Below are 26091 nucleotides of genomic sequence, written 5' to 3'. Positions count from 1 at the left end.
AGACCTCCAGTTGGCCCCAAAGGGACGCGCCCGACCCTGGGTGGGCGCTTGCACCGCAATTGTGACGCGAAACATTACCAATTTCGATAGGTAGATTTGGCTGGACTAGGTCGCAAAAGCGCCCTCCCATAACGCTAACAGCGTGTCGATTGAATAGGCGCACCTCTGGGTGCGACGGGAGGGTCGGGCGCGGCCCGGCGTACCGCCGGGCTCTGTCTTCAATATCAAAGCGCATCCTCACGCCCCCTCATCCAAAACACCAAACTTCGCGACACAATCCGCCCGCGTCAAAACCGTCCGCCCCTCACCTGCAAAGGCAAAGCTGTCGGGCTTGTGGTCGATATAGATCTCGTTGTTCATCACAAACCCGTTTGGGTCGTCAAAAACGCCAATCGGAAACTCAAGGTTGCCCGACCATTCGCCTTGCATCGTCACGCGGAAAAACATCCCCGATCCGCATTGGTCACAAAATCCACGTTCCGCCCAATGGCTCGACGTGATCCGCTTCAAATGCGTTTCGTCATCCCAGCTGACATTGCCCTCGGGCACCGTCACACCAAGCAAGGCCGATCCGGTCCAGCGGCGGCACATCTCACAATGACAGGCCCCAAAATCGGACGGCACATCACGCGCTGTGAAACGAACTGCTCCGCACATGCATCCTCCCGATTTCTCTGTCATGTCTTCACCCTTTCGCAAGGTTTCGCGGTGTTTGGGTCAAGACCCCTGCCGCTTAAACTTGGTTAATCTCAGTTCACTGCCCGGTTGGGCCGATGGCCCGGTTTGGGGGCAATCCCCCCTAAACTCGGGGGGAATTGTACCGATTGTGCAAAACACCCGCATTTTGCAGGCATTTTTGGGTGGGGCAATCTCTCCCATCTGCGATGGGTTTTGGACTGATTGCCCCCTCAAACGTCACTCAGCGGCGACAGCGGCCTTGGCGTTAAAGTCGGTTAAAACCGCTTCGACACAGTCACGGCCATCGCGGATCGCCCAGACAACAAGGCTCGCGCCACGTACGATATCGCCAATGGCATAGACGCCCGGCATTGCTGTGCGGCCTGTTGTGAACTCGGCCTTGATAGTGCCCCAACGGGTCACTTCCAACTCAGGCTGATCCCAAAGCGTCGGCAGCTCCTCGGGGGAGAAGCCAAGCGCCTTGATGACCAAGTCGGCAGGCTCATCATAGTCAGAACCTTCAATGACTTCAGGGCTTTGGCGGCCAGAAGCATCCGGGGCCCCAAGGCGCATTTTCTCAACGATCACCGCTTCGACGCTGTCACCCTTAAAGCCTTTGGGCGCGGTCAGCCATTCAAACTGAACGCCTTCCTCTTCGGCATTTTGGGTTTCACGCTGCGATCCCGGCATATTGGCACGGTCACGACGATACAGGCATTTGACGCTGGTTGCCCCCTGACGAATGGCCGTGCGCACACAGTCCATCGCGGTGTCCCCCCCGCCAATCACAACAACCTTTTTGCCCTCGGCATTTAGCTCACCGCTCTCAAATTCTGCAACGGTGTCACCGAAATTTGCGACACGATTAGAAGCAGTTAGATAGTCAATTGCCTTGACGATCCCCTTGGCACCGGCACCCGGCCCGCCAAGGTCGCGGCTTTGATAAACCCCGGTGGCAACGATGATCGCATCATGCTTTTCGCGCAGCTCCGCAAAGGACACGTCCTTGCCGATTTCGCAGTTCATAACAAACTCAACACCGCTGTCTTCCAGCTGTTTGTTGCGGCGCATGACGATGTCTTTTTCAAGCTTGAAGCCCGGAATACCATAGGTCAGCAACCCGCCCGCACGGTCATAGCGGTCATAAACCGTGACCTGTACACCGGCGCGGCGCAGCATATCTGCCGCCGCAAGGCCACCGGGGCCGGCACCGATGATGCCAACGCTTTCGGTCCGCTCTTGTGCTGGGGTCACAGGTTTGACCCAGCCTTTTTCCCAAGCCGTATCAGTGATGTACTTCTCCACCGAGCCAATGGTCACGGTGCCGTGGCCCGACTGTTCGATGACGCAGTTGCCTTCGCACAAGCGGTCCTGCGGGCAAATGCGGCCGCAGATTTCGGGGAAGGTGTTGGTCGCCTGGCTGACTTGATAGGCCTCTTCCAACCGCCCGGTGGCGGTCAGGTGGAGCCAGTCAGGAATGTTGTTGTGCAGCGGGCAGTGGTTCTGACAATAGGGCACACCACATTGGCTACAGCGGCTCGACTGCTCCTGCGCTTTGGCGGCGGCAAACTCCGCATAAATCTCGTCAAAATCCTGATTGCGTACCGTCGCGTCACGCTTCTCCGGCATGTCACGATCTACATTCACAAACTTAAGCATCGGCTGCTTGGCCATCGGCATTGCCTCTTTCTCGAAAGAACTTGGGTCGGCACTGCTTATACAAGGTCGGAACAGAATAAAAGTCAGCAATGCTGACCTAATTGCCAATTTCATCGCCTCTCAAGTCGTTCACGCGCAAAGAAACCATGAATTAAAGGTCCGATTCGGCTTTAACTTATAGCTTTCCTCTATAATACAACAAGTTATACAAAGGCTTTATTGCACCAACGGACCGTTAAAATGACGTATACCTATTTGCTAATTCTTGCATTGATCCAAGGCATTACCGAATTTCTACCGGTTTCGTCCTCTGGCCACCTGATTCTCCTCCCGAATCTGACCGGAGCGCAAGACCAAGGGCAGGTCATTGATGTCGCTGTACATGTCGGAACATTGTTTGCGGTTATTCTCTATTTTTGGGCCGATGTAAAACAAGCCTTACTTGGCCTGCCACGGCTCCTGAGCGGTAAAACAGACACCCCTGGGGCCCGGCTCGCCTTCCTTTTGATTTTGGCAACTATTCCGGTCATTCTCGCCGGGCTGGTCCTAAAGCTCACCGGGCTCAGCGACATGATGCGCTCAATCGCTGTTATCGGGTGGACCATGCTGGGGTTCGGTCTTGTTTTGTTCTGGGCCGACCGCACAGGACCCGAGATCAAAACCGAAACAGATTGGACCCTCAGGGATGCGATGATCATGGGCCTTTGGCAGGCCATTGCGCTTATCCCCGGCACGTCTCGATCGGGGATCACAATCACCGGTGCGCGCAAACTTGGCTACACCCGCCATGACGCCGCCAAACTGTCGATGTTGATGTCCATCCCGACAATCATCGCCTCTGGCACGCTTCTTGGGTTAGAAGTTGCCAGTACAGCCGACGCTCAAGCCGCCCGTGACGGGGCCATTGCCGCTGCGATGGCCTTTGTTTCGGCGCTCGCAGCTCTGACCCTCATGATGCGTCTCCTGAAAACAGTCAGCTTCACACCCTACGTAATTTACCGTGTTATCCTTGGCGTGATCCTTTTGGTCATCGCCTACAGCTGATCCAGGGCTTGGTGCCTTTCAAGGTGCCGCGTCTTTCACACCCGGTGATATGGGCTGCCGCCCAGAATACTGGCCGCTCGATAGAGTTGCTCGGATAGCATCACCCGCACCAGCATATGCGGCCAGACCATTTGGCCAAAACTCAGCAACCGATCCGCCTCCGCGCGCAAGCCAGGATCAATCCCATCCGCGCCACCGATAATAAAGGCCAAATCCTGCGTGCCGCTATCGCGCCAACGCGCCATGCGGCCTGCAAAATCGGGCGAACTCATGACGTCGCCACGCTCATCCAAAGCGCAGATCGCAGCCCCTTTGGGCAAGGCCCGACGCAGCAAAACGGCCTCAGCCTTCATGCCGCCGCCTTTTTTATCCTCAACCTCATGCACAGAAACCGGGCCGAGGCCATGCGACCGCCCGGTTTTGTCAAAGCGTTTTAGATAGTCGTCGATCAAATCGCGCTCGGGGCCGGCCCGCAGCCGCCCCACAACGCATAAATGGACACGCATCTTACTGCGCGGTTGGTGCAGCGCCTTTACCGATCGGCACCCACATCTTTTCGAGCTGATAAAAGTCGCGCACTTCTGGGCGGAACACATGCACCACCACATCGCCCGCGTCGATCAGCACCCAATCGCCGGTGTCTTTGCCTTCGATAGACGACAGAACACCCAAACGATGCTTGAGTTCCTCAACCAATTTGTCAGAAATCGCCGCAACTTGCCGCGATGACCGACCAGAGCAGATCACCATGTTGTCGCACACAGACGATTTGCCGCGCAGGTTCACCTGCACAACGTCTTCTGCTTTGTTGTCGTCAAGGATTTCGAGAGTGGCGGCAAGGATATCTTCGCTTGTCGCGTTAACCTGAGGTGCACCGCTCATGGGGTTCCCCTGAACAGCGGTTTCACCCGCATTTGCCAAAGATGACAGGACATTGTCCTCCTATTCGTAGCACGCCGACAAGGCCCCGGCGCCGGGCAATGACTTAAATATAGCACTGCAAAGTTAAAATCTCAATGTCAGCCCTAAAACAGGCAAGGCCCCACGGGCCGTCCTGCCGATTCCAGCTCATCCAGATAGCGTTCTGCCGGAAGTGGCCGCAATAACGGCAAAACACCAGTCGATGCAATAGAGATGTCGATGGACACCGGGGCATCAAGCGCCGGTCCTTCGTCGCGAAGACACACACCGACATCGACATTCAAGCCCCCATTGGTATCGTCTGGCTTCTCTTCTTCCCAAGCTTTCACCTTGGCTTGCAACGCCTGCATGCGCGCCACGTCGTCATCGGTCAGCGAAAGTTCATAGCGACCACCCTCCGAAACCTGATCCAGCCGATATTTCTCAGATACGGTCTCAACCCCGTTGCTGGCGTCGATCTTGAGCTGCGCACTTTCGGGGACGATCTCTAAACCTTTGGGCAGATGCGCGATGATCTGAAAGTCACCGGGATTGGCATCCATCGGATCGATCTGATTCAGTTTGCTAACTGTCGCGACATCAACAGCGGAACAGCCGGCCAGGACAAGGGCCAACACCGAAAGATATTTCATCAAATTTCTCCTTGTCGAATCATTTTTTATCGTTTTACATTAAATAAACATCGACTTTCAATAGGGCTTGTCATGACAAATCTACCAGAAAGAACCCGCACCGCTGCATTTATTCTTCGTATTGCCACCCTAGCTGGCACGGCTTTGGTTGCCGGGGCAACCCTTTGGGCCGTGTATCGTCATCAGGATCTGGCCCAATACCGCGTGGCTGATCTCGCGATCCCCGCCAGTGATTGGGACATCGGGCGACTGGCAACTGCGCTGTTGCAGGCCAGTGCGATGGCCGAAGGTTTGGTGATATTGGCTGTGCTTTGGTTCACGGCGTCCTTGTTGAAACAGTATCAAAACAACACCGCCCTATCGGAACAGGCGGCGCGCGCCATCCGCAATATCGGCTTTGGCACGCTTGCGTTGGCAGCGGTTCAAATCCTGCGACAACCGCTCGATACCTTTGCGCTGACGCTGGATGCGCCAGAGGGTCAGCGCATGATTTCGCTTGGATTTGGCACCGGTGAGTTGGGGACGGTCATCGGCGGCGGCATAATGTTGCTGATCGGCGCGGTGATGATGCAAGCCGTGAGCATTTCGCAAGAGAATCAGGAGTTCGTCTGATGCAGATTATTGTCAGACTTGATGTGATGCTGGCGCAACGCAAAATGCGGTCACGTGAATTGTCAGAACGGGTCGGGATCACAGAGCAAAACATCAGCTTGCTCAAATCCGGCAAGGTCAAAGGCATCCGTTTTGAGACCCTTGCCAAGATCTGCGAAGTCTTGGACTGCCAACCCGGCGACTTGCTTCAGGCCATGCCCGAGGATGCCGGGTTTTGAGGGCGGTTTCCCGCCCCCTGTCGGGCTCAGGCTCCGTAGGGAACCCAGACCGTTTTGACTTCGGTCGCGGCATCAAGGAAATCGCGACCCGCGCCCTCGGCACCCATCCAATCGCGCGACAGACCGTTATTCACCCAGGTGCGTTTCAGGTTCCCCGCGCCCCCTGCTTCGATCACCGCAGACAGGTCCGAACTTGAGAAGCACCAGACCGCCTCAATGTCCATATGGCTCGCCAATGTGGGTGCCAATTCGGCATGGCTTCCGGTTAGGATATTGACCACCCCGCCCGGCACGTCGGAGGTTTCCAACACTTGGTAGAAGTCGGTGGCCAGAAGCGGAAATGGTTCTGAGGCGACCAGCACCACCCGATTGCCCATGGCAAGCGCCGGAGCCATTACCGAAACAAGGCCCAACAGCGGCACGTCATCCGGGCAAAGCGCCCCAATCACTCCACAGGCTTCTCGCATAGCCAAGGCAACGCCTCGCATTGGCACCTGGCGCACCTGACCGTCGAATTTATCGGCCCATGCAGCATAGGTGAAAAGACGATCCACCGACGCGTCCACTTCGGCAGCACCGGTTTTGCCTCCGGTCAAACGATTGATCTGACTGGCGAATTCATCTTTGCGGGTCGCGAGGTTTTCGGCCATGAAATACAAGACCTGCGCGCGATTATGCGCTGTTGCCCCGGTCCACCCCTTGGCTGCGCGCGCCGCTTCGACCGCGTTGCGCACATCCTTGCGATTGGCGATTGGAGCCTGTCCGATAAGCTTGCCTGCCTTGTCAAAGACATTGCGGGCATAGCCACCATCAGGCCGGGCCTGCTTGCCACCAACATAGAGCTTGGCAGTGCGATCCACAGGCTGTGGTTCCGCGGTGTCGCCCAAAAAGCCGGTGACAGGTTTCAACGCCTGAGCTTTGGCTTTTGGCTTGGTATAGGCGCTGAGCCCTTCCCAGCCCCCTTCCCGGCCAAAGCCGCTTTCGCGCACGCCGCCAAACCCGGCAGAGGCGTCAAACATATTGGTCCCGTTGACCCACACCACGCCAGCCACCAATTTGGGGGCAATATCCAATGCGACATTGATGTTTTCTGACCAAACCGACGCAGCCAGCCCGTAGCGGGTGTTATTAGCAAGCATCACCGCTTCGGACGGGGTGCGGAAGGTGGTCGAGACCAGAACCGGGCCAAAAATCTCGTCCTGCATCAAGGCCGACGCGGAAGCGAGATTGGACACAAGGGTCGGCGGATAAAAACACCCCTCGGGCATATCACCGGAGGGCTGATAAACCTCGCCCTCACCGCCATGTGCATCAACCAGCGCCGCAATGCGATCCCGCTGAACCGGGTCAACGATCGCCCCAACATCAATGCATTTATCAAGCGGGTTGCCGACACGCAGCTTGTCCATACGGGCGCGCAATTTGGTGTGGAACCGTTCAGAAATACCCTCTTGAACCAACAGCCGCGACCCAGCGCAACACACTTGCCCCTGATTGAACCAAATCGCGTCCACAAGGCCTTCGACCGCGCTGTCGATATCGGCATCTTCAAAGACGATATAGGGAGATTTCCCGCCCAGCTCCAAAGTCAGCGCCTTGCCGCTGCCTGCGGTGGCTTCTCGGATGCGGCGGCCAACGGCGGTGGAGCCGGTAAAGGCCACTTTGTTGACATCGGATTTGACGATCATCTCACCCACGTCTCCATCGCCGGTAACGATGTTCACCACCCCTTTGGGCAGGCCTGCTTGACGGCAGATATCGGCGAAACACAGGGCGGTCAGCGATGTCCATTCCGCCGGTTTCAACACAACAGTGTTGCCCATCGCCAGCGCCGGCGCGATCTTCCACGACAGCATCAACAGAGGAAAGTTCCACGGGATGATCTGACCGCATACACCCAGCGCCTCTGCGTCGGGCAGTTCGCTCTCCATCAGCTGGGCCATGCCCGCGTGGTAATAGAAATGCCGTTGCGCCAGTGGGACGTCGATATCACGCGCCTCGCGGATCGGCTTACCATTGTCGAGACTTTCGAGAACCGCAAACAGGCGGGCGTGTTTTTGCAGCAAGCGGGCAAGCGCATAGAGATAGCGCGCACGCGCCGGACCGCCGAGTTTAGCCCAAGCCGGTTGCGCCTTGCGCGCGGCGGCAACGGCACTATCCACATCCGATTGGGTGGCTTGGGTTAAAGTCGCGAGCACTTCGCCGGTGGCCGGATTGCGGCTGTCGAAACCGCCGCCGGGGACGGTAAAGCTGCCGTCGATGAAATGGCCGAACTTGCTGCCTTGATCAACGATCCACGCCAGTGCGTCACCCGCAGATTCAGGGGCCGGGCCGTAATCCATAGAGTCAAAGATGTCCTTGATGGTCATTTTGGAGGTCTCCCGCATGCGATGATGCGTTTTGAAAGCGTGATTGGGCCACAAAGGGCGGCGCCGGAGCGCGCAGGGCGGTTTAAGGGCAAGCCAGCCGGTTGTGGAACATTCAATGTGTCAGAAACAGGCTGACGGATAAGAAAAGCGCCGCCCCGTGGCTGGGCGGTCCGGCGCTGCCCAGCACAAGACCGGGCCAGAGTTCGCCTAACAAGCATCGCTCAACCCGCCGCGTGACGCCAAGATGCCGAATAGGCTCCGGTCACATGGTGTTCGAGCTGGCGTTCAATATCGCCCAAAAGGGAAGAGGCCCCAAAGCGGAACAGATCGGGCCGCAGCCAGCGATCCCCCAGTTCCTCCTTAACCAAAGCCAGATAGTTGATCGCATCCTTGGCCTTGGAAATTCCGCCCGCCGGTTTGTACCCGACGCGGAAACCGGTTTCCTCATAGTATTCACGGATCGCGCGCATCATCACCAAAGACACCGGTAATGTCGCATTCACCGGCTCTTTGCCCGTTGAGGTTTTGATGAAATCTGCCCCGGCCATCATGCAAACCAGCGACGCGCGCGCGACGTTTTGCAATGTTTCAAGCTCCCCCGTCGCCAGGATCGCCTTGACATGAGCATCACCACAGGCGGCACGAAACGCCTTCATCTCATTATAAAGACCCTGCCAATCGCCATTGAGAACCAAGCGACGTGAGATCACGATGTCGATCTCTTCGGCACCGTCCTTGACGCTCTCTTCGATCTCGGCGATGCGAAGGTGAAACGGGGACAGCCCCGCCGGAAAGCCAGTAGACACCACCGCCACCGGAATGCCACTACCGTCGAGCGCCTTGAGCGCATGCGGGATCATATCGTGATACACACAGACTGCACCAGTGGTCAGCCCTTGCATCCCCAACGCATCCAGCAGGTCCGCACGCACGGGTTGTTTTGCTTTTGCACACAGCCGCAAAACCCGACCGGCGGTGTCATCACCAGCCAGCGTTGTCAGGTCAATGCAGGAGATCGCCCGCGCCAACCACGCGGCCTGAAAGTCCTTTTTGACCGATCGCCGCCCCGGCAGGGTCTTTGCCCGCCGTTCAATGGCCGATCTATTGGCGCGCGCCTGCATGACGCGGTCCATGTCCAGATCCATCCCCGGATTGCGAGGTTCAATCGTCTGCGGAAGCTGAGGAGTGTCCAATTTGGTCCCTACCTGCGTGTCAGTCTGCGCCATAGTGTCCTCCGTTAGACCGAAAGGCAAACCGAACCCTAGCCAAGGACATGCCCAAATTTCAAGCGATTCTGACCAAATAGTCAGATATTGCAACCTTCAGTTAAAATCGCCTGCGGTGCATGTTTTTTGTGCACGAGCTGGGTTTGCACTGTTCTTATTGCGAATAAGTCGCAAGAGCATTGACTTTCTGCGAATGATTATCATATTCAGCCTAGAAAGGGAGAATTTTATGCTTTCTCGCAGATCGATTCTGGCTGGATTGGCGACAGCGCCATTGATGAGCACCCGTGCGTTTGCAGCGGAACCTTTGAACGTGGTCGCGACAACAGGCATGATTGCCGATGCTGCGCGTGCTATTGGCGGCGATTTGGTCACAGTCCAGGCCTTGATGGGCCCCGGTGTTGATCCGCACGGCTATCGCCAGACCCGGTCCGACATTGTGGCCATGACCCGTGCCGATCTGCTGCTTTGGAATGGGCTCTACCTTGAAGCCCAGCTTGAGCATTTCATCGAAACTCTGGCAAAACGCGTGCCTGTTGTGGCCGTTGGCGACGCCATTCCCCAGGACGTTCTGCTTCACCACGCCGATTATGAAAATCGCCCTGATCCGCATGTTTGGATGGCTCCGCAGCTTTGGAAGCATGCGGTTGTTGCGACACGTGATGCCTTGATCGCCCAGCGCCCTGAGGCAGCGGATACCTTTGCCGCCAATGCCGACATCTATTTGGCTGATGTGGCCCGTGTCGGGGCCTATGCCGAAACCTCTACGGCACAGGTGCCCGAGCCGTCACGCGTGCTGGTCACCGCCCATGATGCCTTTGGCTATTTTGGCCGCCAATTCGGGTTTGAGGTCATGGGGATCCAAGGCATTTCAACCGATTCAGAAGCAGGTCTACAGCGCATCCGCACCTTGGTCGACGACATCGTCACTCGCAAAATCAGTGCGGTGTTTGTGGAAAGCTCGGTTTCGGATCGCAATATTCGCGCCCTGATCGAAGGGGCCGCGGCCCAAGGCCATGAGGTCAAAATCGGCGGCGAACTGTTTTCGGACGCGATGGGCGAACCGGGCAGCTATGAAGGCACCTATGTCGGCATGATTGACCACAACGTTTCTGTCATTGCCGGGGCTTTGGGTGCGGATGTGCCGCCCGGCGGTATGGATGGCAAGCTGAGCCATGGAGTATAAGCGATGAGCGCGATCGAGCTAGCCGCCGAAAATGGCCAAACCATTACCGAAAACCTCGACGCCAGCCCTTTGGCATTGCGCGGCGTGACCGTTTCCTATGGCAACGAACCGGTGGTGTTTTCCGTCGATATGACAATCCAACCCGGCACCATGACCGCGATTATCGGCCCAAACGGTGCGGGTAAATCGACCTTGCTCAAGGCGGCCTTGGGCGTTGTCAAACCTCTGGCGGGCCGGGTCACAGCATGGGGCCGGCCGCTCGAAAGCCAGCGCGCGCGCATCGCTTATGTTCCTCAACGCGCCAGCATTGATTGGGATTTCCCAACGCAGGTGCGCGACGTTGTAATGATGGGCCTGTTTCGTGAATTGGGTCTGTTGCGCCGTGTGCGTGCCAAACACCATGCCAAGGTGATGGACTGTTTGACCCGTGTCGGCATGCAGGACTTTGCGGACCGTCAGATCGGCCAACTGTCAGGTGGGCAACAGCAACGTGTTTTCCTTGCCCGTGCCTTGGCACAAGAGGCCGATTTGTATCTGCTGGACGAACCCTTTGCCGGGGTCGATGCCGCAACTGAGGCCGCGATTATCAGCGTGCTAAAAGAACTGCGCGACGAGGGCAAAACCGTCATTGCCGTGCACCACGACCTTTCGACAGTCAAGAGCTATTTTGACCGCGTCTTCCTGATCAATCGCCGCCGGATGGGCGAAGGTTCGGTTGCCGATGCCTTTACCCAGGATGCGCTGCACGCCACCTATGGCGGTCGTTTGGGCGATGGGTTGATCGCCCGCGCCGGGTAGATTGATCGGTGTTTGAAGCCCTGACATTACAGCTCGGTTACAACGCCGTATTGGTGACGCTGGGCTCCGCTGCCTTGGGCGTTGCTGCTGGCGCAGTCGGGGCATTTTTGTACCTGCGCAAACGGGCGCTTGTTTCAGACGCCATTAGTCACGCGACCCTACCGGGCTTGGCCTTGGCATTTTTGGCCATGGTTGCCTTGGGCGGAGACGGGCGGTTTTTGCCCGGCTTGATGCTTGGCTCAGCCTTGTCGGCTTGGGCGGGCCTTTATGCGGTGAGCTGGATCACCCGCAACACCCGCTTACCCGAAGACGCCGCAATTGGCGCAGTTTTATCCGTGTTCTTTGGCTTTGGCATTGTTCTGCTGACCGTGATCCAAACCATGCAATCAGGCCGCCAAGCCGGATTAGAAGGTTTTTTGCTTGGATCAACCGCAGGCATGTTACGCGCCGACGCCTTGGTGATCGCTGCAGGCGGGGCGATTGTGTTGCTGGCCACGGTTCTGCTGCGCCGTCCGATGTTGATGACTGCGTTTGACGAAGGCTATGCACAGGTCCAGGGCCTCAACACAGCACGCATCGACATGGCGCTGATGGTTCTGGTGTTGGCTGTCACTGTTGTCGGACTTAAAATTGTTGGGCTGATACTGATCGTCGCCATGCTGATCATTCCCGCTGTCGCCGCCCGGTTCTGGGCCGAAAACGCAACCCGTGTCGCGCAGCTGGCCGCTCTGTTTGGCGGCGTTTCAGGGTATATCGGCGCGGCCCTGTCGGCCACGGCCCCCGACCTCCCAACCGGCCCGATCATTGTGTTGGTGGCCTTTGCTCTCTTTGCCCTGTCACTGATGTTTGCCCCATCGCGCGGTGTCCTGGCCTCCGCCCTGCGCCATCGTCGGTTGCAGCATGAGGTCCACTTGCGCCAAGGCTTGCTTGCTCTTGCCCATGGCCAACCCGTTTATGAAAGCCTGACCCAGCGTATGCTGCGCACGCGAGGATTGATGCGCCCGGATGGGGTTCCAACCGACGAAGGCCGCAACGCCGCAGCCCAAGCCCTGCGCGATGAAACCCGTTGGCAGGAATTACGCAGGGTCGAAGAACTCTCAAGCCTCGCCAGCCGCGACGATGGCCTCACCCGGATCGAAGACGTACTGACCCGAGATCAGGTCAAATTGCTCGATGCCCGCCTTTCCCCGCAAGGAGCTGTGTGATGGGTTACGAATTTGTCGCTCTGTCTTTGCCACCGATGGTGATTGGCATGCTCGCCGCTATGGCCTGCGCCCTGCCCGGCAATTTTCTGCTTCTGCGTCGTCAGTCTCTGATTGGTGATGCGATTTCGCATGTTGTGCTGCCCGGCATTGTGGTTGCATTCCTGATCACTGGCGTCATCACGACACTTCCCATGATGTTTGGGGCCGCCGGGGCGGCTTTGGTCGCCGTGATCTTAATCGAAGCGATCCGCCGTTTGGGCAAGGTTGAGCCCGGTGCCGCCATGGGCGTTGTGTTCACTGCCATGTTTGCCGCTGGTGTTTTACTGTTGGAGCAGTCGGACACATCCGGCGTCCACCTTGATGTTGAACATGCGCTGTATGGCAACCTCGAGAGCCTGATCTGGCTTGATGCGGTTGGCTGGTCCTCTTTGGTTGATCTGAGCGCGCTGGCCACTTTGCCCCCTGAATTGCTGCGTATGGCTTTGGCCTTGGCTGTGGTCGCATGCCTGACCTGGGTGTTCTGGCGCCCACTCAAGCTTGCAACCTTTGACGAAGGATTCGCCAAATCGCTTGGCCTTCCCACAACTTTGATTGGCCTGGGCATTGTGGTTATGGCCGCATTGGCCGCCGTCGCAGCCTTTGATGCGGTTGGGTCAATCATTGTGATCGCTATGTTTATCTGCCCACCGACGGCGGCGCGGCTTATGACCAACCGGCTCGAAACACAAATTGCCTGGTCGATGTTTTTCGCCTGCATCTCTGCAGTGCTGGGTTACATCCTCGCGGGCTATGGGCCGCTTTGGATCGGAGCTTCAGCATCGGTCTCTGCCGCCGGCATGATCGCCACGGTATCTGGCGTTGTCCTTCTCCTTACTGCACTTTTCGCGCCCCACAAACGCGCCTGACCGTCTGGTTTGTTCAACTTTCCCCACCGGGAATACGATTTTTCGCCGAAAAATCGCCGTCGCGCCCGTGTCAGATTTCAGACTCCAAATCAGAACAAAACATGAATATACTACCTGTATGTTCGCCGAGCTGTGCATCACCTCCAACTTTACCTTCCTCACCGGGGCCTCCCACCCCGAGGAGTACATGAACCGTGCCGCCCTGATCGGCATCAGCGCCATTGCCATATCTGATGTGAACTCCGTCGCAGGCATCGTGCGGGCCCATACCAAAATGCGCGACATTGCCCGCCAAATCACCGAACGCACCGAAACCGAAGCACGTCATGGCCCCATCGGCCCAGCAGCGCCACCGCATCTGCCCAAACCCCGCTCACTTCACATTCGCAACACTCCACGCCTGATCCCCGCCGCCCGCCTCTGCTTTGCCGAAGGGATAGAGGCCACCGCCCTCACCGCCACCCGCCAAGGCTGGGCCACCCTTTGCCGCCTCCTGTCCACCGGACGGTTGCGCGCCGACAAGGGCAGCTGCACCCTCCACCTCTCCGACTTCCCGGACGATCTGAGCGGGCTAGGCCTGATCCTACACCCGCCCCCACAGGCGCAACATCCGCCGGGCGGCGCGCATGCCTGGCTGCGTCAGGCACGACAGCTGACGCGCCGCCTCCCCCAAAACACTTATCTCGCGCTCTCTCCCCGCTATGACGGTCAGGACGCCCTGCGCTTTGACACCCATGCTGATCTGGCCAAAGCCCTAAATATCCCGACAATCGCCAGCGCCGCGCCGCGTATGCATCATGGCCGTCGCCGCCGCCTTGCCGACGTGCTCACCGCCATCCGCACAAGCACGCGCGTTGAAAACCTTGGCCGCGGGACCTTTGCAAATGGCGAACAGCGCCTGCGCTCCGAAGCAGAAATGCGCAAAATCCTTGGCCCGCATGCCGCTGCGGTAACCCGCGCTGCTGATCTTGCCGAGACCTGCCAATTTGACCTTGCCTCACTGCGCTACGAATACCCCTCCGAAATCACCGCAAGCGAAACCCCTTCCGGTCGGTTGCGCCGCCTCGCTCTCGAAGGTCTGCGCTGGCGCTACCCACATGGCGCCCCAGAGCGGGTGCACAACATGCTCGAACACGAACTCACCCTGATCGGCAAACTCAACTACGAACCCTATTTCCTGACAGTGCGCGACATCGTCGCCTTTGCCCGCTCCCGCGATATCCTCTGCCAAGGGCGTGGATCGGCAGCCAATTCCGTCGTTTGCTACTGCCTTGGCGTCACCTCGGTTTCCCCCGAGATCGGCACTATGGTCTTCGAACGCTTCGTCTCAGAGGCGCGGGATGAGCCACCCGATATTGATGTAGATTTCGAACATGAACGCCGCGAAGAAGTCATCCAGCACATCTATGAACGCTACGGGCGTCACCGCGCCGGGCTTTGTGCGACGGTCATCCACTATCGCGGCAAGCGCGCAATCCGCGAAGTCGGCACTGCCATGGGCCTATCCCAAGACACCATTGGCGCGCTGTCATCACAACTCTGGGGGTTCTTTTCGGCCCAAGGGCTTGAAGAGAGCCGCATGCGTGAAATCGGCCTTGATCCCAATGACCGGCGACTGCAACTGACGCTGGAGCTGGTCCATGAAATCATCGGCTTCCCGCGCCATCTGAGCCAACATGTTGGCGGTTTCATTGTCACCGAGGGTCGGCTTGATGAGCTAGTCCCCATCGAAAACGCCAGCATGGAAGGCCGCACGGTCATCTGTTGGGATAAGGATGACATCGACGCGCTTGGCATTCTCAAGGTCGATGTGCTCAGCCTCGGCATGCTCACCTGTATTCGCAAAGCCTTTGATCTGATCGCCCGTCATCACGGGCCACAACACACGCTCGCCACCCTCCCGCAAGAGGATCCGCGCGTTTACGACATGCTGTGTAATGCCGATAGTATCGGGGTGTTTCAGGTCGAATCCCGTGCGCAGATGAACTTTCTGCCGCGCATGAAACCACGAAATTTCTATGATCTTGTCATCGAAGTCGCCATCATCCGCCCCGGCCCAATCCAAGGCGACATGGTTCATCCCTACATCCGCCGCCGCAATGGTGAAGAAGAGGTCACCTTTCCGTCGGATGAACTTGGCGCGGTGCTGGGAAAAACAATGGGGGTGCCCTTGTTTCAGGAACAAGCCATGCAGATCGCCATCATCGGCGCGGGCTTTACCCCCACCGAAGCCGACCGCTTGCGCCGCTCGCTTGCCACGTTCAAGAAACATGGCAATGTCTCGGAGTTCCGCACCCTGTTTATGCGCGGCATGCGCAAGAATGGCTATGAAGACGACTTTGCCGCCCGATGTTTTTCACAGATCGAAGGGTTTGGTTCCTATGGCTTTCCCGAAAGCCACGCGGCCAGCTTTGCCTTGCTGGTCTATGCCTCGGCCTGGATCAAATGCCACCATCCGGGCATTTTTGCCTGCGCCTTGCTCAACTCCCAGCCCATGGGATTCTACGCTCCGGCCCAGATCGTACGAGACGCCTGCGAACATGGGGTCGATGTGCGCCCGATCTGTATCAATGCCAGCTATTGGGACAATATGATGGAGCCTGATGACAAGGGCGGCCTTGCGCTGCGCCTCGGGTTTCGCCAGATCAAAGGCCTGAGCGAGGAGGATGCCACATGGATCACCGCCGCGCGCGGCAATGGTTATCTCTCTGTGCGCGACGTCTGGCGCAAGGCCGGGTTGGGCCCGGACATCTTGACCCGCCTTGCCGAAGCCGGAGCCTTTGCGGCCACGGGTCACTCCCGACGCGAAGCCCTGTGGGAAACCAAATCGCTTATCAAAGGGCCCGAACTCCCCTTGTTTGCACAGGACATAGACGGTGAAGCGGTTCAGGAACCCGCCCCCAATCTGCCCGAAATCACCTTGGGTGAGGAAGTGGTCGAGGACTATGTCGCCACCCGCCTAAGCCTGCGCAGCCATCCCGTCGGATTATTGCGCTCGCTTTTAACACCCGGTGCCCCTAACACGCTTGGAAAAGAGGCAAAGCCACGTTGAGGCGCGCGAAAAAGATGGTCACGGCCCGATAAAAACGCCGCTTTGTGTTCCCTCTCTTGAGGTCGGGAACCCTGGCGCGTTACGCTCAGCAGGATTTCACACAACGCAGCCAAGACACATCACCGGCCATGAAACTGACTCGATATTCGGATTACGCCTTGCGCGTCTGCTTATACCTCGCGCTACATCAAGACCGGCTGGTCTCGATTTCCGAGATTGTGGACACCTACGCCATTCCGCGTGGCAACGTCATGAAACTGGCCACTGATCTGGTTGGAGCCGGCATATTGACGTCCGTTCGTGGACGATCTGGCGGTTTGCGGCTGTCCGCCCCAGCCAGGGACATTACTGTTGGACAGATCGTCAGACATACCGAAGGCAATTCAGCCATGGTTGATTGCTCATCTTGTATCCTGGCCCCAGATTGCGGTTTGATCTGCATCCTGAAAGAGGCGCAAATGGCCTTTTTCAACAGCCTTGATCGCTACACGCTCCAACAGGTTTGCGACAGTGGCTCCGATTCGCTGTCACGCAAGCTTTTGAGCGCACATTCGTGACACCAATCTGGCGAGATGGACAGAAATCTGCCCTTCCCACACCATCCACACCCCTGCGCACCATCCAAACCCAGCGCAGAGATTAATCATTCACTTTGGATGAATGATTAATTTTTAGCATCTACCCAAATTTGGCAGGCAGCTATCCAATCAAGCAGCAGCTTCCTCAAAAAATCACTTTGCACCTGCAGCATTGCCTGCAAAAATCTTCTCAGGCTGGCAACGGCGCCATCCGCTGATGTGACAATGATGTTTACGGACACCCAAAGGATTCAGGTGGTCTTTCCGCATGGAATGGCCGCCAGTTATTCGACCTAATACTTTATTATGGTGCGAAAAATGACAACACAGCAGATGCGCGACCTTACAGTAACGTCCCCCCACAGCCAGCCGCTTCGCGTGGTTGTCATCGGCGGTGGCCCCGTGGGCGCGCGTGCGGCAGCAAGCCTTGCTGCATCTGCAAAAAACGTCGAAGTTACGCTTTTATCTACCGAGGCATTTGAACCCTATAACCGGGTCAAGCTGACGCCGCTATTGGCCGGAGATGTGCAGTTCGGCGAAATTACATCTCCTGATCTGACAGCGTCAAAGGCAAACCTCACCCTGAAGACAGGATTGCGGGCGATGGATATTAACCGTGATCAAAAGCTGGTGCGCACCGCCGATGGCCAAGTTTGGCCCTATGACAGGCTTATCATCGCCACCGGGTCGCGGGCCAATATCCCCGGCATACCGGGCAAAGATCTGTCAGGTGTTTTTACCTTCCGCTCAGCGGCAGACGCATCGGCGCTTTTGGCGCGGAGCATCAGCGCACGACGGGTCGTGATCATTGGCGGGGGCTTGCTTGGGCTCGAAGCGGCGCGCGGAATGCAACGCCGCCAAGTCAACGTCACTGTTGTTGAACATGAAAACCGGGTGATGCCACGCCAGCTTGATACCGAAGCGGGCGCTCTGTTGATGCAGGAAATTTCCGCATTGGGGGTCACGGTCAAAACCGGTGTGGCGGTCAAAGAAATCTGCGGCGAGGATCGGGTCACTGCTATTCAGCTCAATGACGGTAGCGAATTGCCCTGTGACACCGTGATCGTTTGCACAGGTGTTCGCGCCAATATCGAGCTAGCCCAGCGTGCAAAACTGCCATTTGGGCGCGGCATCGTTGTCGATGACACAATGCGAACCGCTGACCCGGATATTTTCGCCATTGGGGAATGCGCCGAACATGATCAGGTCATGCAAGGGTTGGTTGGGCCAGGATTTGAACAGGCCGACGTGGCCGTGGCGCAGATTCTCGGAGACACCAAATCATACACGCGCGCCGTTCCCGCAACCAAGCTCAAGGTCATCGGGGCCGAAGTGTTTTCCGTCGGCGAGGTGGAACAGCTAGAAGTCGCAGCCCATACGCGCAGCCATGTTTGGACCGAAGGCAATCTGTACCGCCGGGTCTTTGTCCGCCAGGGCAAGCTGGTCGGTGCCATTGGCGTTGGTGCCTGGAGCCAAGCCAGCCGCGTACAAAGCGCGATTCAACAAGGGGCAACCCTGTACCCTTGGATGGTTTTTCGGTTCTTGCGCTATGGTCAGTTTTGGCAAGACGGCGATGAAGACATTTCGCAAATGGCCGACGCGGCAACGGTTTGCAATTGCACCGGTGTGACATGTGAGAGGTTGCGGACTGCCATGTCCGAGGGTGCCAAAACACCCGAAGCATTGGGAAACGCAACCGGTGCGGGCAAGGTTTGCGGCTCGTGCCTCCCGATCTTGCAAGAGCTGGTGGCAGCCGGGGGACCGCCAGAACCAGTTCGGCTTCACCGAGCCATCCTTTGGACGTCCGGCCTTGCGGCCTTGGCGGCGCTGGTGCTGGGCGTGGCCCCACGCATCCCATATCCCCAGAATTTTGACGCGCAGAGCCTGCGAGAGTGGCTCTGGCAAGACAATATCATACGGCAGTGGACCGGTTTTATTCTCCTCGGGACAACACTCACCGCGATGCTGATCGGCTTGCGCAAGCGCATTCGGATCATGGATCGGTTCGGGGCCTATGACGGGTGGCGCTTGGTTCATCTCGCAGTCGGAGGTTTGGCGGCACTGGGTTTGCTGGCCCATACCGGCCTGCGCGCTGGCAGCAATTTGAACCTGATGCTGTTTGTGGCCTTTGTGCTCACATTGATCCTCGGTGCGGTTTCGGGCCTCGCGACGGGCGGCGACCATGTGCTGCGCGCCAAACGGATCGGATCGGCCAGAAAGCCGGCACGGCGGTTGCCGACTTGGCTGCATATCCTCGCGGTCTGGCCGCTTCCGGTTTTGATCCTCGCCCATGTTCTCACCAGCTATGCGTTTTGAGGGAGGATAGAATGTCACGGACCGCCTTACTCTGGACGCTATGGATGGTGCTGACCGCCCTCACGGCAAGCGCAGTCTTTGCCACCCTATACATCGGTGGCGACCGAACCGTTTTGTTGCCCGGACAATCAGCCGGAGCCCATCATCAGCTTGAGATTTCATGTGAGACTTGCCACACCGCCAAGCCCTTTGAATCCCAAGCCAAGGTCAAAAAATCCATCAACAAGACCTGCCTGACCTGCCACAAAGACGAACTCAAGGCAGGCGATGACAGCCACCCAAAAAAGAAATTCACCAATCCGCGCATGGCCGCCTATTGGGAGGATGTCGACGGGCGATTTTGCACCACCTGCCACGCAGAACACCTTCCCGAGCAAACAGAACCTATGATGCTGACCTTGCAGGGGGATTTCTGCATTGCCTGCCATTCCGAAGGTGAACAGGACATTCGAAAAGATCGTGAAAGCCACGCTGATCTGACATTTGATACCTGTGCCTCTGCGGGGTGTCACAACTACCATGACAACCGCGCGTTATATGAAGACTTTTTGGTCAAACACGCCAAAACAGGCTGGCTCACGGACACGCCAATCATCGCGGCGGCAGCCTTGCCTAGCGTGCCACGAGCCGTCGATGAGCAAGAAATTTCGACTTATCTCGCATCTATCTCGGCCCCGTCAGAAACCGATGACATCAACCACGATTGGGCGGCATCGGCCCATGCGGCAGCAGAGGTCACCTGCCAAAACTGTCATGCGCCTGAACTCACCGAATGGACAGATCATCCCGATCAGGCTGTTTGTGCCGATTGCCACAAGGGGGCGGCCAAGAGTTTTTCGCTGGGGCGGCATGGGATGCGTGGCCATTCCAAAATCTCAAAACCACGTGACGCTGAAAAGCGGCTAAAGAAACTTGGCTGGCCGGACGCGCCTGAAGTTTTGATTTCAGCCATCGAAACCTATCTGGACGATCCAGGACCTCCGCGCACGATGACCACAGACGAGGCGCGTGTTGAACTGTCTCAAGACGCTCATGGCCAAGGCATGACCTGCAATTCTTGTCACCTCCCTCACCGCGAAGAGCCCCAACACACAGCAGTTACCGCCTGTTTGACCTGTCATTCCGATGACCACAGCCAAGCCTATGAAAACAGCCCCCACCACAGCCTGTGGCAGGCTGAAATGTCCGGGGCCGCACCCGCAGGCAGCGGCGTGACCTGTGCGACCTGCCACATGGCGCAAACCGAAAAGAAGGGTTTTGCGCTGACCAATCACAACCAAAACGACAATCTTCGTCCGAATGAAAAGATGATCCGATCTGTCTGTCTAGACTGCCACGGGCTTGGCTTTGCCATTGATGCCTTGGCCGATCCTGCGCTGATCTCGTCCAATTTCACCGGGCAACCCATTCGCCACATCGACAGCATCGATTGGGCGCAAAAACGCGTGGAACCGTCCGAACACGGCGCCAACCAATGACCGGACGGCCCACGCATCCTGCCACTCATAACGCAACAGGAGACCTAGTTATGACCAGCTATACCAAAAAAATCAAAGCCGCAGTTTTGTGCGGTGCAATGGCCCTAGGCGGCACATCCGCCTCGGCCGAAATGGAGTTTCAAGAGGTCGCGGATCTCTTGCATTTGGTGATGTCCTCGGACCGCACAGTATACACCCGCATGGTGGTTAACCGCCTGGCTGTTAAGGAAAAGGTCATCACCGCCTCTGAGCATTTCGTCGACGACAAAGCGCTGGTTCTGCCCGCCCAAATGTTCCGTTTTGGGGCCGAAATGGTTGCCGAAGAAACCGATGCATTTTCCTATTCACTCCTGTCTCTGTGGCCAATCAACAAACAAAACGCTCCGTCGACCGATCTGGAAAAGGAAGGTTTGGAATATATCGCCGACAATCCGGGTGAGAACTTCTACGGCGAAGAAGAACTCGGTGGCGTGAATTATTTCACCGCATTTTATCCTGACGTGTCGGTGGCCGAGGCCTGTTCCTCTTGCCACAACGCCCATAAGGATTCCCCGCGCACCGATTTTGAAGGCGGCGATGTCATGGGTGGTGTGGTCATTCGCATCCCAATGGACGGCTAACCATGCGCCCCTTGATTTTGGCGGCCGTGCTGGCTTGGCCCTGCATATCTCAGGCTGACACCACATTGACGGATGTTTTGTCTGACAAAGGTCTGAGCGGTTTTGTAACCGTTGATCGTCTGCCCATGCCCACGCAACCGGTTTTGGCCGCGGGGCGGGTGGTTTGGGCCGAGACATGCATGGCCTGTCACGGTGGGAACAAAGCCACCGGCGCCCCCAAAATCACGGCAACACAAACATGGGCCCCCCGCATCCAACAGGGGTTGCCCACCTTAATAGAACACGCCGTTCAGGGGTTTCTTGGTGTGACTTACGCCGAAATGCCTCCGCGTGGCGGTAATCCGGATCTTAGCGACGCAGACGTCGCCGCGGCTGTGGCCTTTATGGTATGGGCCAGCGGCGGTGCCGAGCCAGCGTTGCAGTTCCTCGATACAAGAAGGACAGATTGACATGACACCCGAACAGATCGCTCTCGTGCAAGGCAGCTTTAAAAAAGTGGTGCCAATTGCCGGACCCGCGGCAGATATTTTTTACGCAAAGCTGTTTGAGATCGCGCCCCAAGTACGGTCGCTTTTTCCCGAAGACATGAGCGATCAGAAAAAGAAACTGATGCAAATGATCGGCATCGCCGTGAACGGTCTGACAAAGCTCGACGAAATTCTACCGGCGGTTCAGGACCTTGGCCGCCGTCACAACGGATACGACGTGACGGAAGAGCATTACGGTTTTGTCGGTGAAGCGCTGATCTATGCGTTGGGTCAGGGGCTTGGCGATGACTTTACCGAAGAAACCAAAGCTGCTTGGGTTGAAACCTATGGCACATTGGCATCGGTGATGATCTCGGCACAAAAGGATGCTGCTGCGGCATGATAGGGCCCCGGTGGCCTGACATTGCAACACTGATGCGGGCACTGCCAAGGGTCGCTCATGCGCCAACACGAAGCCCCCGCACTTGGCGGGGGCTGAGATCTCAAGAGCGGGCCTTGGCCCGCACCTTATAACAACAGTTTGCTTACATGCCGACTTTGACAATCGCATCCGCAAGGATCGGCACAGAGGTCTTGTTCAAACCTGCAATGTTCAAGCGAGAATCACCAACCATGTAAATCGCATGCTCTTCGCGCAATTTCTGCACCAGCTCACCAGAGGCCCCAAGGCGCGAGAACATACCGCGATGTTGCGCAATAAAGCCAAACCGATCTGATCCAGACGCCCGCTGCAGCTCACTCGCCAGCATTTCGCGCAAACCGAGCATCGAGGTCCGAACCTCTTCCAACTCAGTCGCCCAATCCGCCCGTAAAACCGGATCAGTCAAAACCATCGTCACAAGGCGGGCACCATGGTCAGGCGGGAAGGAATAGTTCTGACGGTTCAAATACGCCAGGTTTCCTTGGTTGACCTTGGTCTTGGAGGCATCCGCAGACACCGACATCAACAAACCAGTGCGTTCACGATACACACCAAAGTTCTTGGAGCAACTCGCCGCGATCAGACATTCTGGCACCGATGAGGCAACCAAACGCACCGCCGCCGCGTCTTCTTCCAGACCATCGCCAAAGCCTTGGTAGGCGATGTCGATCATCGGAACAGCACCGGTTTTGTTCAGCACATCCACAACGTCCTGCCATTGCGTCAGGTTCAGGTTTGCCCCGGTTGGGTTATGACAGCAGCCGTGCAGCAAGACGATATCACCAGGGCCCGCTTTGCCCAGATCTTCGATCATACCATCAAAGGTCACACCGCGTGTTTCGCCATCGAAATAGCGATACGGCACCATTTCAATGCCAAGATGTTTCAGGATCGACAGGTGGTTTGGCCAGGTCGGATCCGACACAAACACACGCACATCAGGTTGCGCCAAACGCGCAAATTCAAACGCCTGACGCACCGCGCCTGTACCACCCGGAGTCGCAACCGCAGCCACATTGCCGCGCGCAACACTATCGCTCAGCACCAGATCAATCATCGCGTCCGAAAAAGCCGGATCACCGGCAAGACCGGTATAGGCTTTGGTTTCCTGCTCTTCCCAAAGCTTTTTCTCGGCGGCCTTAACAGCCCGCATAATCGGGGTTTTGCCCGACGCGTCTTTGTAAACACCGACACCCAGGTCGATCTTGTCATCGCGAGGATCTTCGCGATACAGCTGCATCAATTGCAGGATTTTATCGGCGGGTTGTTCTTTGAGAGTCTCGAACATCAGTCTTCTCCGGTGGCGACGGGCAGTGTTGGGAACTGTCCCCATTCACTCCAGGACCCGTCATAAAGGGAATGGTCGCGCTTACCGATAACCTCAAGCGCAAGATTGAGAATGGCCGCAGTCACCCCTGATCCACAAGAGGTGATAACCGGTTTGCCAAAATCAACGCCAGCCGCTTCAAACGTGGCTTTGAGGCCTGCGGGGTCTTTCATCGTGCCGTCAGCATTTTGCAGGGTGGCATAATGCACATTTTTGGCCCCCGGGATGTGCCCAGCGCGCATACCTTCGCGCGGCTCAGGTTCTTCCCCTCGGAAACGGCCGGGACCACGGGCATCGATAATCTCGTAATCACGCAATTTGGACGCGGCAGAGACTTGCGTCACGTCTTTGACCATATGGGCCTGACGGCGCACGGTCATATGACGGTCGCGGATCACGGGTGGCAAGTCTTCGATATCGCGCCCTTCGGCTTGCCATTTTGGCAAACCACCATCCAAAACGGCGATATTGTCTTGTCCCATCAGCCGGAACAGCCACCAAACGCGGGCTGCGGAAAACACACCCATCCCGTCGTAAACAACAACTTGATGACCGTCACCCACCCCCATTGCGCGCAAACGAGACATGAATTTTTCAACCGTAGGAACCATATGCGGCAGATCAGAGCGGTTGTCAGAGACATCATCAATGTCAAAGAAACGGGCACCCGGAATATGCGCTGCGTCATATTCAGCCTTAGGATCGCGGCCCATGGCGGGTAAATACCAGCTCGCGTCCAGAAGGCGCAGGTCAGGGTCTTTGATATGCTTGGCCAACCATTCAGTTGACACAATTGTTTTGGGATCGTCGTAAGACATGGCATACCCCCGGAGTAATGGATCAATCTGTCCATAGGCCCGGGGGCAGCGTCATGCAAGGCAGACAGCGCAAACAGCCGCCTAAAATGCGTGTTAGCCGGTCAGTTTATTGCGGATCACACCTACAATCGCCAAAACCACACCGCCGCCGACACCACCGCCTGCGACTTGGCTGATGATCGACCCAATGTCGAGCGAGCCAACAGCGCCTGCTGCGCCTTCCATGCCGCCAACACCCAGCATCGACAAGATTGTGCCGCCAAGACCGCCACCAACAATACCCGCCAGCGAGTTTATCAGCGTGCCTTGGTTCAGGTTTTTGAGCAAACCACCCGCCGCGTTGCCACCGATTGCGCCTGAGATCAGTCCAATAATCAATTCCATAATGTGTTCCCTCCACACCAGTCCCGATTGTCCGGGGTTACGGAGCGGTACATAAGGTAAAGCACACAGTCAGTTCACGGGAACAAAGCGCGTTTGCTCCCCCCTGATCGACAATTGGAATACGATTGGCTTAGCCCTGCTTGAGCAAACGCGCCTTTTGACGGCCCCAATCGCGCTTGGCATCGGTTTCGCGTTTGTCGTGGTTTTTCTTACCCTTAGCGATGCCAATCTTGATCTTGGCTTTGCCTTTGTGGTTGAAATACATAACCAGCGGTACAAGGGTCATGCCCTTGCGCTGGGTATCGTTCCACAGGCGTGATAGCTCCTTGCGCGACACCAAAAGCTTGCGGCGCTTACGCTCTTCATGGCTAAACATCGCCCGATCATAAGGCGCAATATAGGAGTTCACGAGCCACAGCTCGCCCTCTTCAACAGCGGCATAGCTCTCGGCAATATTGGCCGAATTTTCCCGCAGGGATTTGACCTCGGACCCAGACAGGATAATGCCGCACTCGATATCATCCGAGATCGCATAATCGTAACGCGCCCGCCGGTTTTCGGCGATCACTTTGTAGTTCGGGTCTGATACGAGTTTCTTAGCCATAGCGCGTAGATAGTGACTGCACTGAGCTATGTCCATCCGTTGGCCGATCCAATACCCCATCACAAAGTGCAAAAGCGACTTGCTCTTTGCGGGCCCACGCCTGAGGCTCCTGTCAAAGCAATATCGGGAGGCTGCTCTGGAACGCGATGCGATTCCCAAAGGCTATGGCTCAATCACACCGTATTTTACGGTGGCAAACGCCGATGCATTCATAGAATTTGCGGAAACCGTTTTTGATGCCAAAGTCATCAAAGAGGACCGATATGAAACAGGGCGCATCCAACATGCGCGCCTGCGTATTGGCAACTCAATTATCATGCTGAATGAAGCAACCGCGACCTATCCCGCCAACAAATCGCAAATGCCTCTCTATGTTGATGACACCGAGACCTGTTACACGGCGGCTCTGGCGTTCGGGGCAACGTCACTCATGGCTCCGAACACCCGCCCTCATGGTGATCGTATGGCCGGAATCACAGACACCAGCGGAAACGTCTGGTGGCTGACAACGCCGCAGAACGCTTAAGGAACGCGGGACAGAGCCGCGCCCAG

At 57.1% G+C, this 26091-nt stretch carries 26 protein-coding genes; 15 read left to right on the top strand and 11 right to left on the bottom strand.

What is annotated here, in order from left to right; translation table 11 throughout:
* Window positions 1-237: 237 nt before the first annotated feature.
* Window positions 238-657, bottom strand: coding sequence for a GFA family protein (locus ACRBB0_RS00990; protein ID WP_431372519.1), 420 nt, complete (start codon window positions 655-657; stop codon window positions 238-240).
* A gap of 258 nt (window positions 658-915) precedes the next feature.
* Window positions 916-2352 (bottom strand): NAD(P)-dependent oxidoreductase, encoded by a 1437-nt coding sequence (locus ACRBB0_RS00985; RefSeq protein WP_431372518.1) that lies wholly within the window; start codon window positions 2350-2352, stop codon window positions 916-918.
* 225 nt (window positions 2353-2577) lie between these two features.
* Here ACRBB0_RS00985 and ACRBB0_RS00980 point away from each other — a divergent pair, with 225 nt between their 5' ends.
* Window positions 2578-3381, top strand: a complete 804-nt coding sequence (locus ACRBB0_RS00980; RefSeq protein WP_431372517.1) for an undecaprenyl-diphosphate phosphatase — start codon at window positions 2578-2580, stop codon at window positions 3379-3381.
* Between the two features lie 35 nt (window positions 3382-3416).
* Here ACRBB0_RS00980 and rlmH read toward each other — a convergent pair whose 3' ends face one another.
* The 3 genes from rlmH to ACRBB0_RS00965 form a co-directional block, all read right to left on the bottom strand.
* Window positions 3417-3887 (bottom strand): 23S rRNA (pseudouridine(1915)-N(3))-methyltransferase RlmH, encoded by a 471-nt coding sequence (gene rlmH / locus ACRBB0_RS00975; RefSeq protein ID WP_431372516.1) that lies wholly within the window; start codon window positions 3885-3887, stop codon window positions 3417-3419.
* Window position 3888: 1 nt separating this feature from the next.
* The gene (rsfS, locus tag ACRBB0_RS00970; RefSeq protein ID WP_431372515.1) at window positions 3889-4263 is read right to left on the bottom strand and encodes a ribosome silencing factor; all 375 of its coding nucleotides are present in this window, start codon (window positions 4261-4263) and stop codon (window positions 3889-3891) included.
* A 143-nt stretch (window positions 4264-4406) separates the two neighbouring features.
* Window positions 4407-4934, bottom strand: a complete 528-nt coding sequence (locus ACRBB0_RS00965; RefSeq protein ID WP_431372514.1) for a hypothetical protein — start codon at window positions 4932-4934, stop codon at window positions 4407-4409.
* Between the two features lie 72 nt (window positions 4935-5006).
* Here ACRBB0_RS00965 and ACRBB0_RS00960 point away from each other — a divergent pair, with 72 nt between their 5' ends.
* Together ACRBB0_RS00960 and ACRBB0_RS00955 are read left to right on the top strand one after the other, a co-directional pair.
* Window positions 5007-5546: a DUF2975 domain-containing protein gene (locus ACRBB0_RS00960; RefSeq protein WP_431372513.1), complete on the top strand. Its 540-nt coding sequence runs from the start codon at window positions 5007-5009 to the stop codon at window positions 5544-5546.
* A complete protein-coding gene (locus tag ACRBB0_RS00955) occupies window positions 5546-5764 on the top strand; it encodes a helix-turn-helix domain-containing protein (protein WP_431372512.1) in 219 nt (72 codons plus the stop codon). Before ACRBB0_RS00960 ends, ACRBB0_RS00955 begins: the two co-directional genes overlap by 1 nt.
* A 26-nt stretch (window positions 5765-5790) precedes the next feature.
* Here ACRBB0_RS00955 and ACRBB0_RS00950 read toward each other — a convergent pair whose 3' ends face one another.
* Both ACRBB0_RS00950 and deoC read right to left on the bottom strand, forming a co-directional pair.
* The gene (locus ACRBB0_RS00950) at window positions 5791-8133 is read right to left on the bottom strand and encodes an aldehyde dehydrogenase family protein (protein ID WP_431372511.1); all 2343 of its coding nucleotides are present in this window, start codon (window positions 8131-8133) and stop codon (window positions 5791-5793) included.
* Window positions 8134-8354: 221 nt separating this feature from the next.
* Window positions 8355-9359 (bottom strand): deoxyribose-phosphate aldolase, encoded by a 1005-nt coding sequence (deoC, locus tag ACRBB0_RS00945; protein ID WP_431372510.1) that lies wholly within the window; start codon window positions 9357-9359, stop codon window positions 8355-8357.
* 229 nt (window positions 9360-9588) lie between these two features.
* Between deoC and ACRBB0_RS00940 the strand changes: the two genes are divergently transcribed.
* The 11 genes from ACRBB0_RS00940 to ACRBB0_RS00890 all read left to right on the top strand — a co-directional run bounded on the left by ACRBB0_RS00940 (window position 9589) and on the right by ACRBB0_RS00890 (window position 22367).
* A complete protein-coding gene (locus ACRBB0_RS00940; RefSeq protein ID WP_431372509.1) occupies window positions 9589-10545 on the top strand; it encodes a metal ABC transporter solute-binding protein, Zn/Mn family in 957 nt (318 codons plus the stop codon).
* 3 nt (window positions 10546-10548) lie between these two features.
* The gene (gene aztA / locus ACRBB0_RS00935) at window positions 10549-11343 is read left to right on the top strand and encodes a zinc ABC transporter ATP-binding protein AztA (RefSeq protein WP_431372508.1); all 795 of its coding nucleotides are present in this window, start codon (window positions 10549-10551) and stop codon (window positions 11341-11343) included.
* Window positions 11344-11351: 8 nt separating this feature from the next.
* The gene (locus ACRBB0_RS00930; RefSeq protein WP_431372507.1) at window positions 11352-12548 is read left to right on the top strand and encodes a metal ABC transporter permease; all 1197 of its coding nucleotides are present in this window, start codon (window positions 11352-11354) and stop codon (window positions 12546-12548) included.
* Window positions 12545-13453: a metal ABC transporter permease gene (locus tag ACRBB0_RS00925; protein WP_431372506.1), complete on the top strand. Its 909-nt coding sequence runs from the start codon at window positions 12545-12547 to the stop codon at window positions 13451-13453. Before ACRBB0_RS00930 ends, ACRBB0_RS00925 begins: the two co-directional genes overlap by 4 nt.
* Window positions 13454-13571: 118 nt before the next feature.
* Window positions 13572-16505 (top strand): error-prone DNA polymerase, encoded by a 2934-nt coding sequence (locus ACRBB0_RS00920; protein WP_431372505.1) that lies wholly within the window; start codon window positions 13572-13574, stop codon window positions 16503-16505.
* Between the two features lie 128 nt (window positions 16506-16633).
* Window positions 16634-17062 carry an RrF2 family transcriptional regulator gene (locus ACRBB0_RS00915; RefSeq protein WP_431372504.1) on the top strand — a complete coding sequence of 143 codons (429 nt, stop codon included), beginning with the start codon at window positions 16634-16636 and terminating at the stop codon, window positions 17060-17062.
* Window positions 17063-17401: 339 nt separating this feature from the next.
* Window positions 17402-19399, top strand: a complete 1998-nt coding sequence (locus ACRBB0_RS00910) for an FAD-dependent oxidoreductase (RefSeq protein ID WP_431372503.1) — start codon at window positions 17402-17404, stop codon at window positions 19397-19399.
* Between the two features lie 11 nt (window positions 19400-19410).
* Window positions 19411-20877, top strand: coding sequence for a cytochrome c3 family protein (locus tag ACRBB0_RS00905; RefSeq protein WP_431372502.1), 1467 nt, complete (start codon window positions 19411-19413; stop codon window positions 20875-20877).
* 50 nt (window positions 20878-20927) lie between these two features.
* Entirely contained in the window at window positions 20928-21497 is a 570-nt protein-coding gene (locus ACRBB0_RS00900; protein ID WP_431372501.1) for a Tll0287-like domain-containing protein, read from the top strand.
* A gap of 2 nt (window positions 21498-21499) precedes the next feature.
* The gene (locus tag ACRBB0_RS00895) at window positions 21500-21946 is read left to right on the top strand and encodes a c-type cytochrome (RefSeq protein ID WP_431372500.1); all 447 of its coding nucleotides are present in this window, start codon (window positions 21500-21502) and stop codon (window positions 21944-21946) included.
* A 1-nt stretch (window position 21947) separates the two neighbouring features.
* The gene (locus tag ACRBB0_RS00890; RefSeq protein ID WP_431372499.1) at window positions 21948-22367 is read left to right on the top strand and encodes a globin family protein; all 420 of its coding nucleotides are present in this window, start codon (window positions 21948-21950) and stop codon (window positions 22365-22367) included.
* Window positions 22368-22509: 142 nt separating this feature from the next.
* Here the strand turns inward: ACRBB0_RS00890 and ACRBB0_RS00885 are convergent, their stop codons facing one another.
* The 4 genes from ACRBB0_RS00885 to smpB all read right to left on the bottom strand — a co-directional run bounded on the left by ACRBB0_RS00885 (window position 22510) and on the right by smpB (window position 25539).
* Entirely contained in the window at window positions 22510-23694 is a 1185-nt protein-coding gene (locus ACRBB0_RS00885) for an aromatic amino acid transaminase (RefSeq protein ID WP_431372498.1), read from the bottom strand.
* Window positions 23694-24551 carry a 3-mercaptopyruvate sulfurtransferase gene (sseA, locus tag ACRBB0_RS00880; protein ID WP_431372497.1) on the bottom strand — a complete coding sequence of 286 codons (858 nt, stop codon included), beginning with the start codon at window positions 24549-24551 and terminating at the stop codon, window positions 23694-23696. Before sseA ends, ACRBB0_RS00885 begins: the two co-directional genes overlap by 1 nt.
* A gap of 93 nt (window positions 24552-24644) precedes the next feature.
* Window positions 24645-24935: a hypothetical protein gene (locus ACRBB0_RS00875; RefSeq protein WP_431372496.1), complete on the bottom strand. Its 291-nt coding sequence runs from the start codon at window positions 24933-24935 to the stop codon at window positions 24645-24647.
* A gap of 130 nt (window positions 24936-25065) precedes the next feature.
* A complete protein-coding gene (smpB, locus tag ACRBB0_RS00870; RefSeq protein ID WP_431372495.1) occupies window positions 25066-25539 on the bottom strand; it encodes an SsrA-binding protein SmpB in 474 nt (157 codons plus the stop codon).
* A 28-nt stretch (window positions 25540-25567) separates the two neighbouring features.
* On the opposite strand from smpB, the gene ACRBB0_RS00865 reads away from it, so the two are divergent.
* Window positions 25568-26065, top strand: a complete 498-nt coding sequence (locus tag ACRBB0_RS00865) for a VOC family protein (protein ID WP_431372494.1) — start codon at window positions 25568-25570, stop codon at window positions 26063-26065.
* The last annotated feature ends 26 nt before the right edge of the window (window positions 26066-26091 follow it).

It is taken from the genome of Pelagimonas sp. (assembly GCF_050633425.1).
Classification (GTDB): Bacteria; Pseudomonadota; Alphaproteobacteria; order Rhodobacterales; family Rhodobacteraceae; genus Pelagimonas.
The sequence above is the reverse complement of the archived record's forward strand: the minus strand, read 5'-3'. Positions and strand labels throughout refer to the sequence as shown.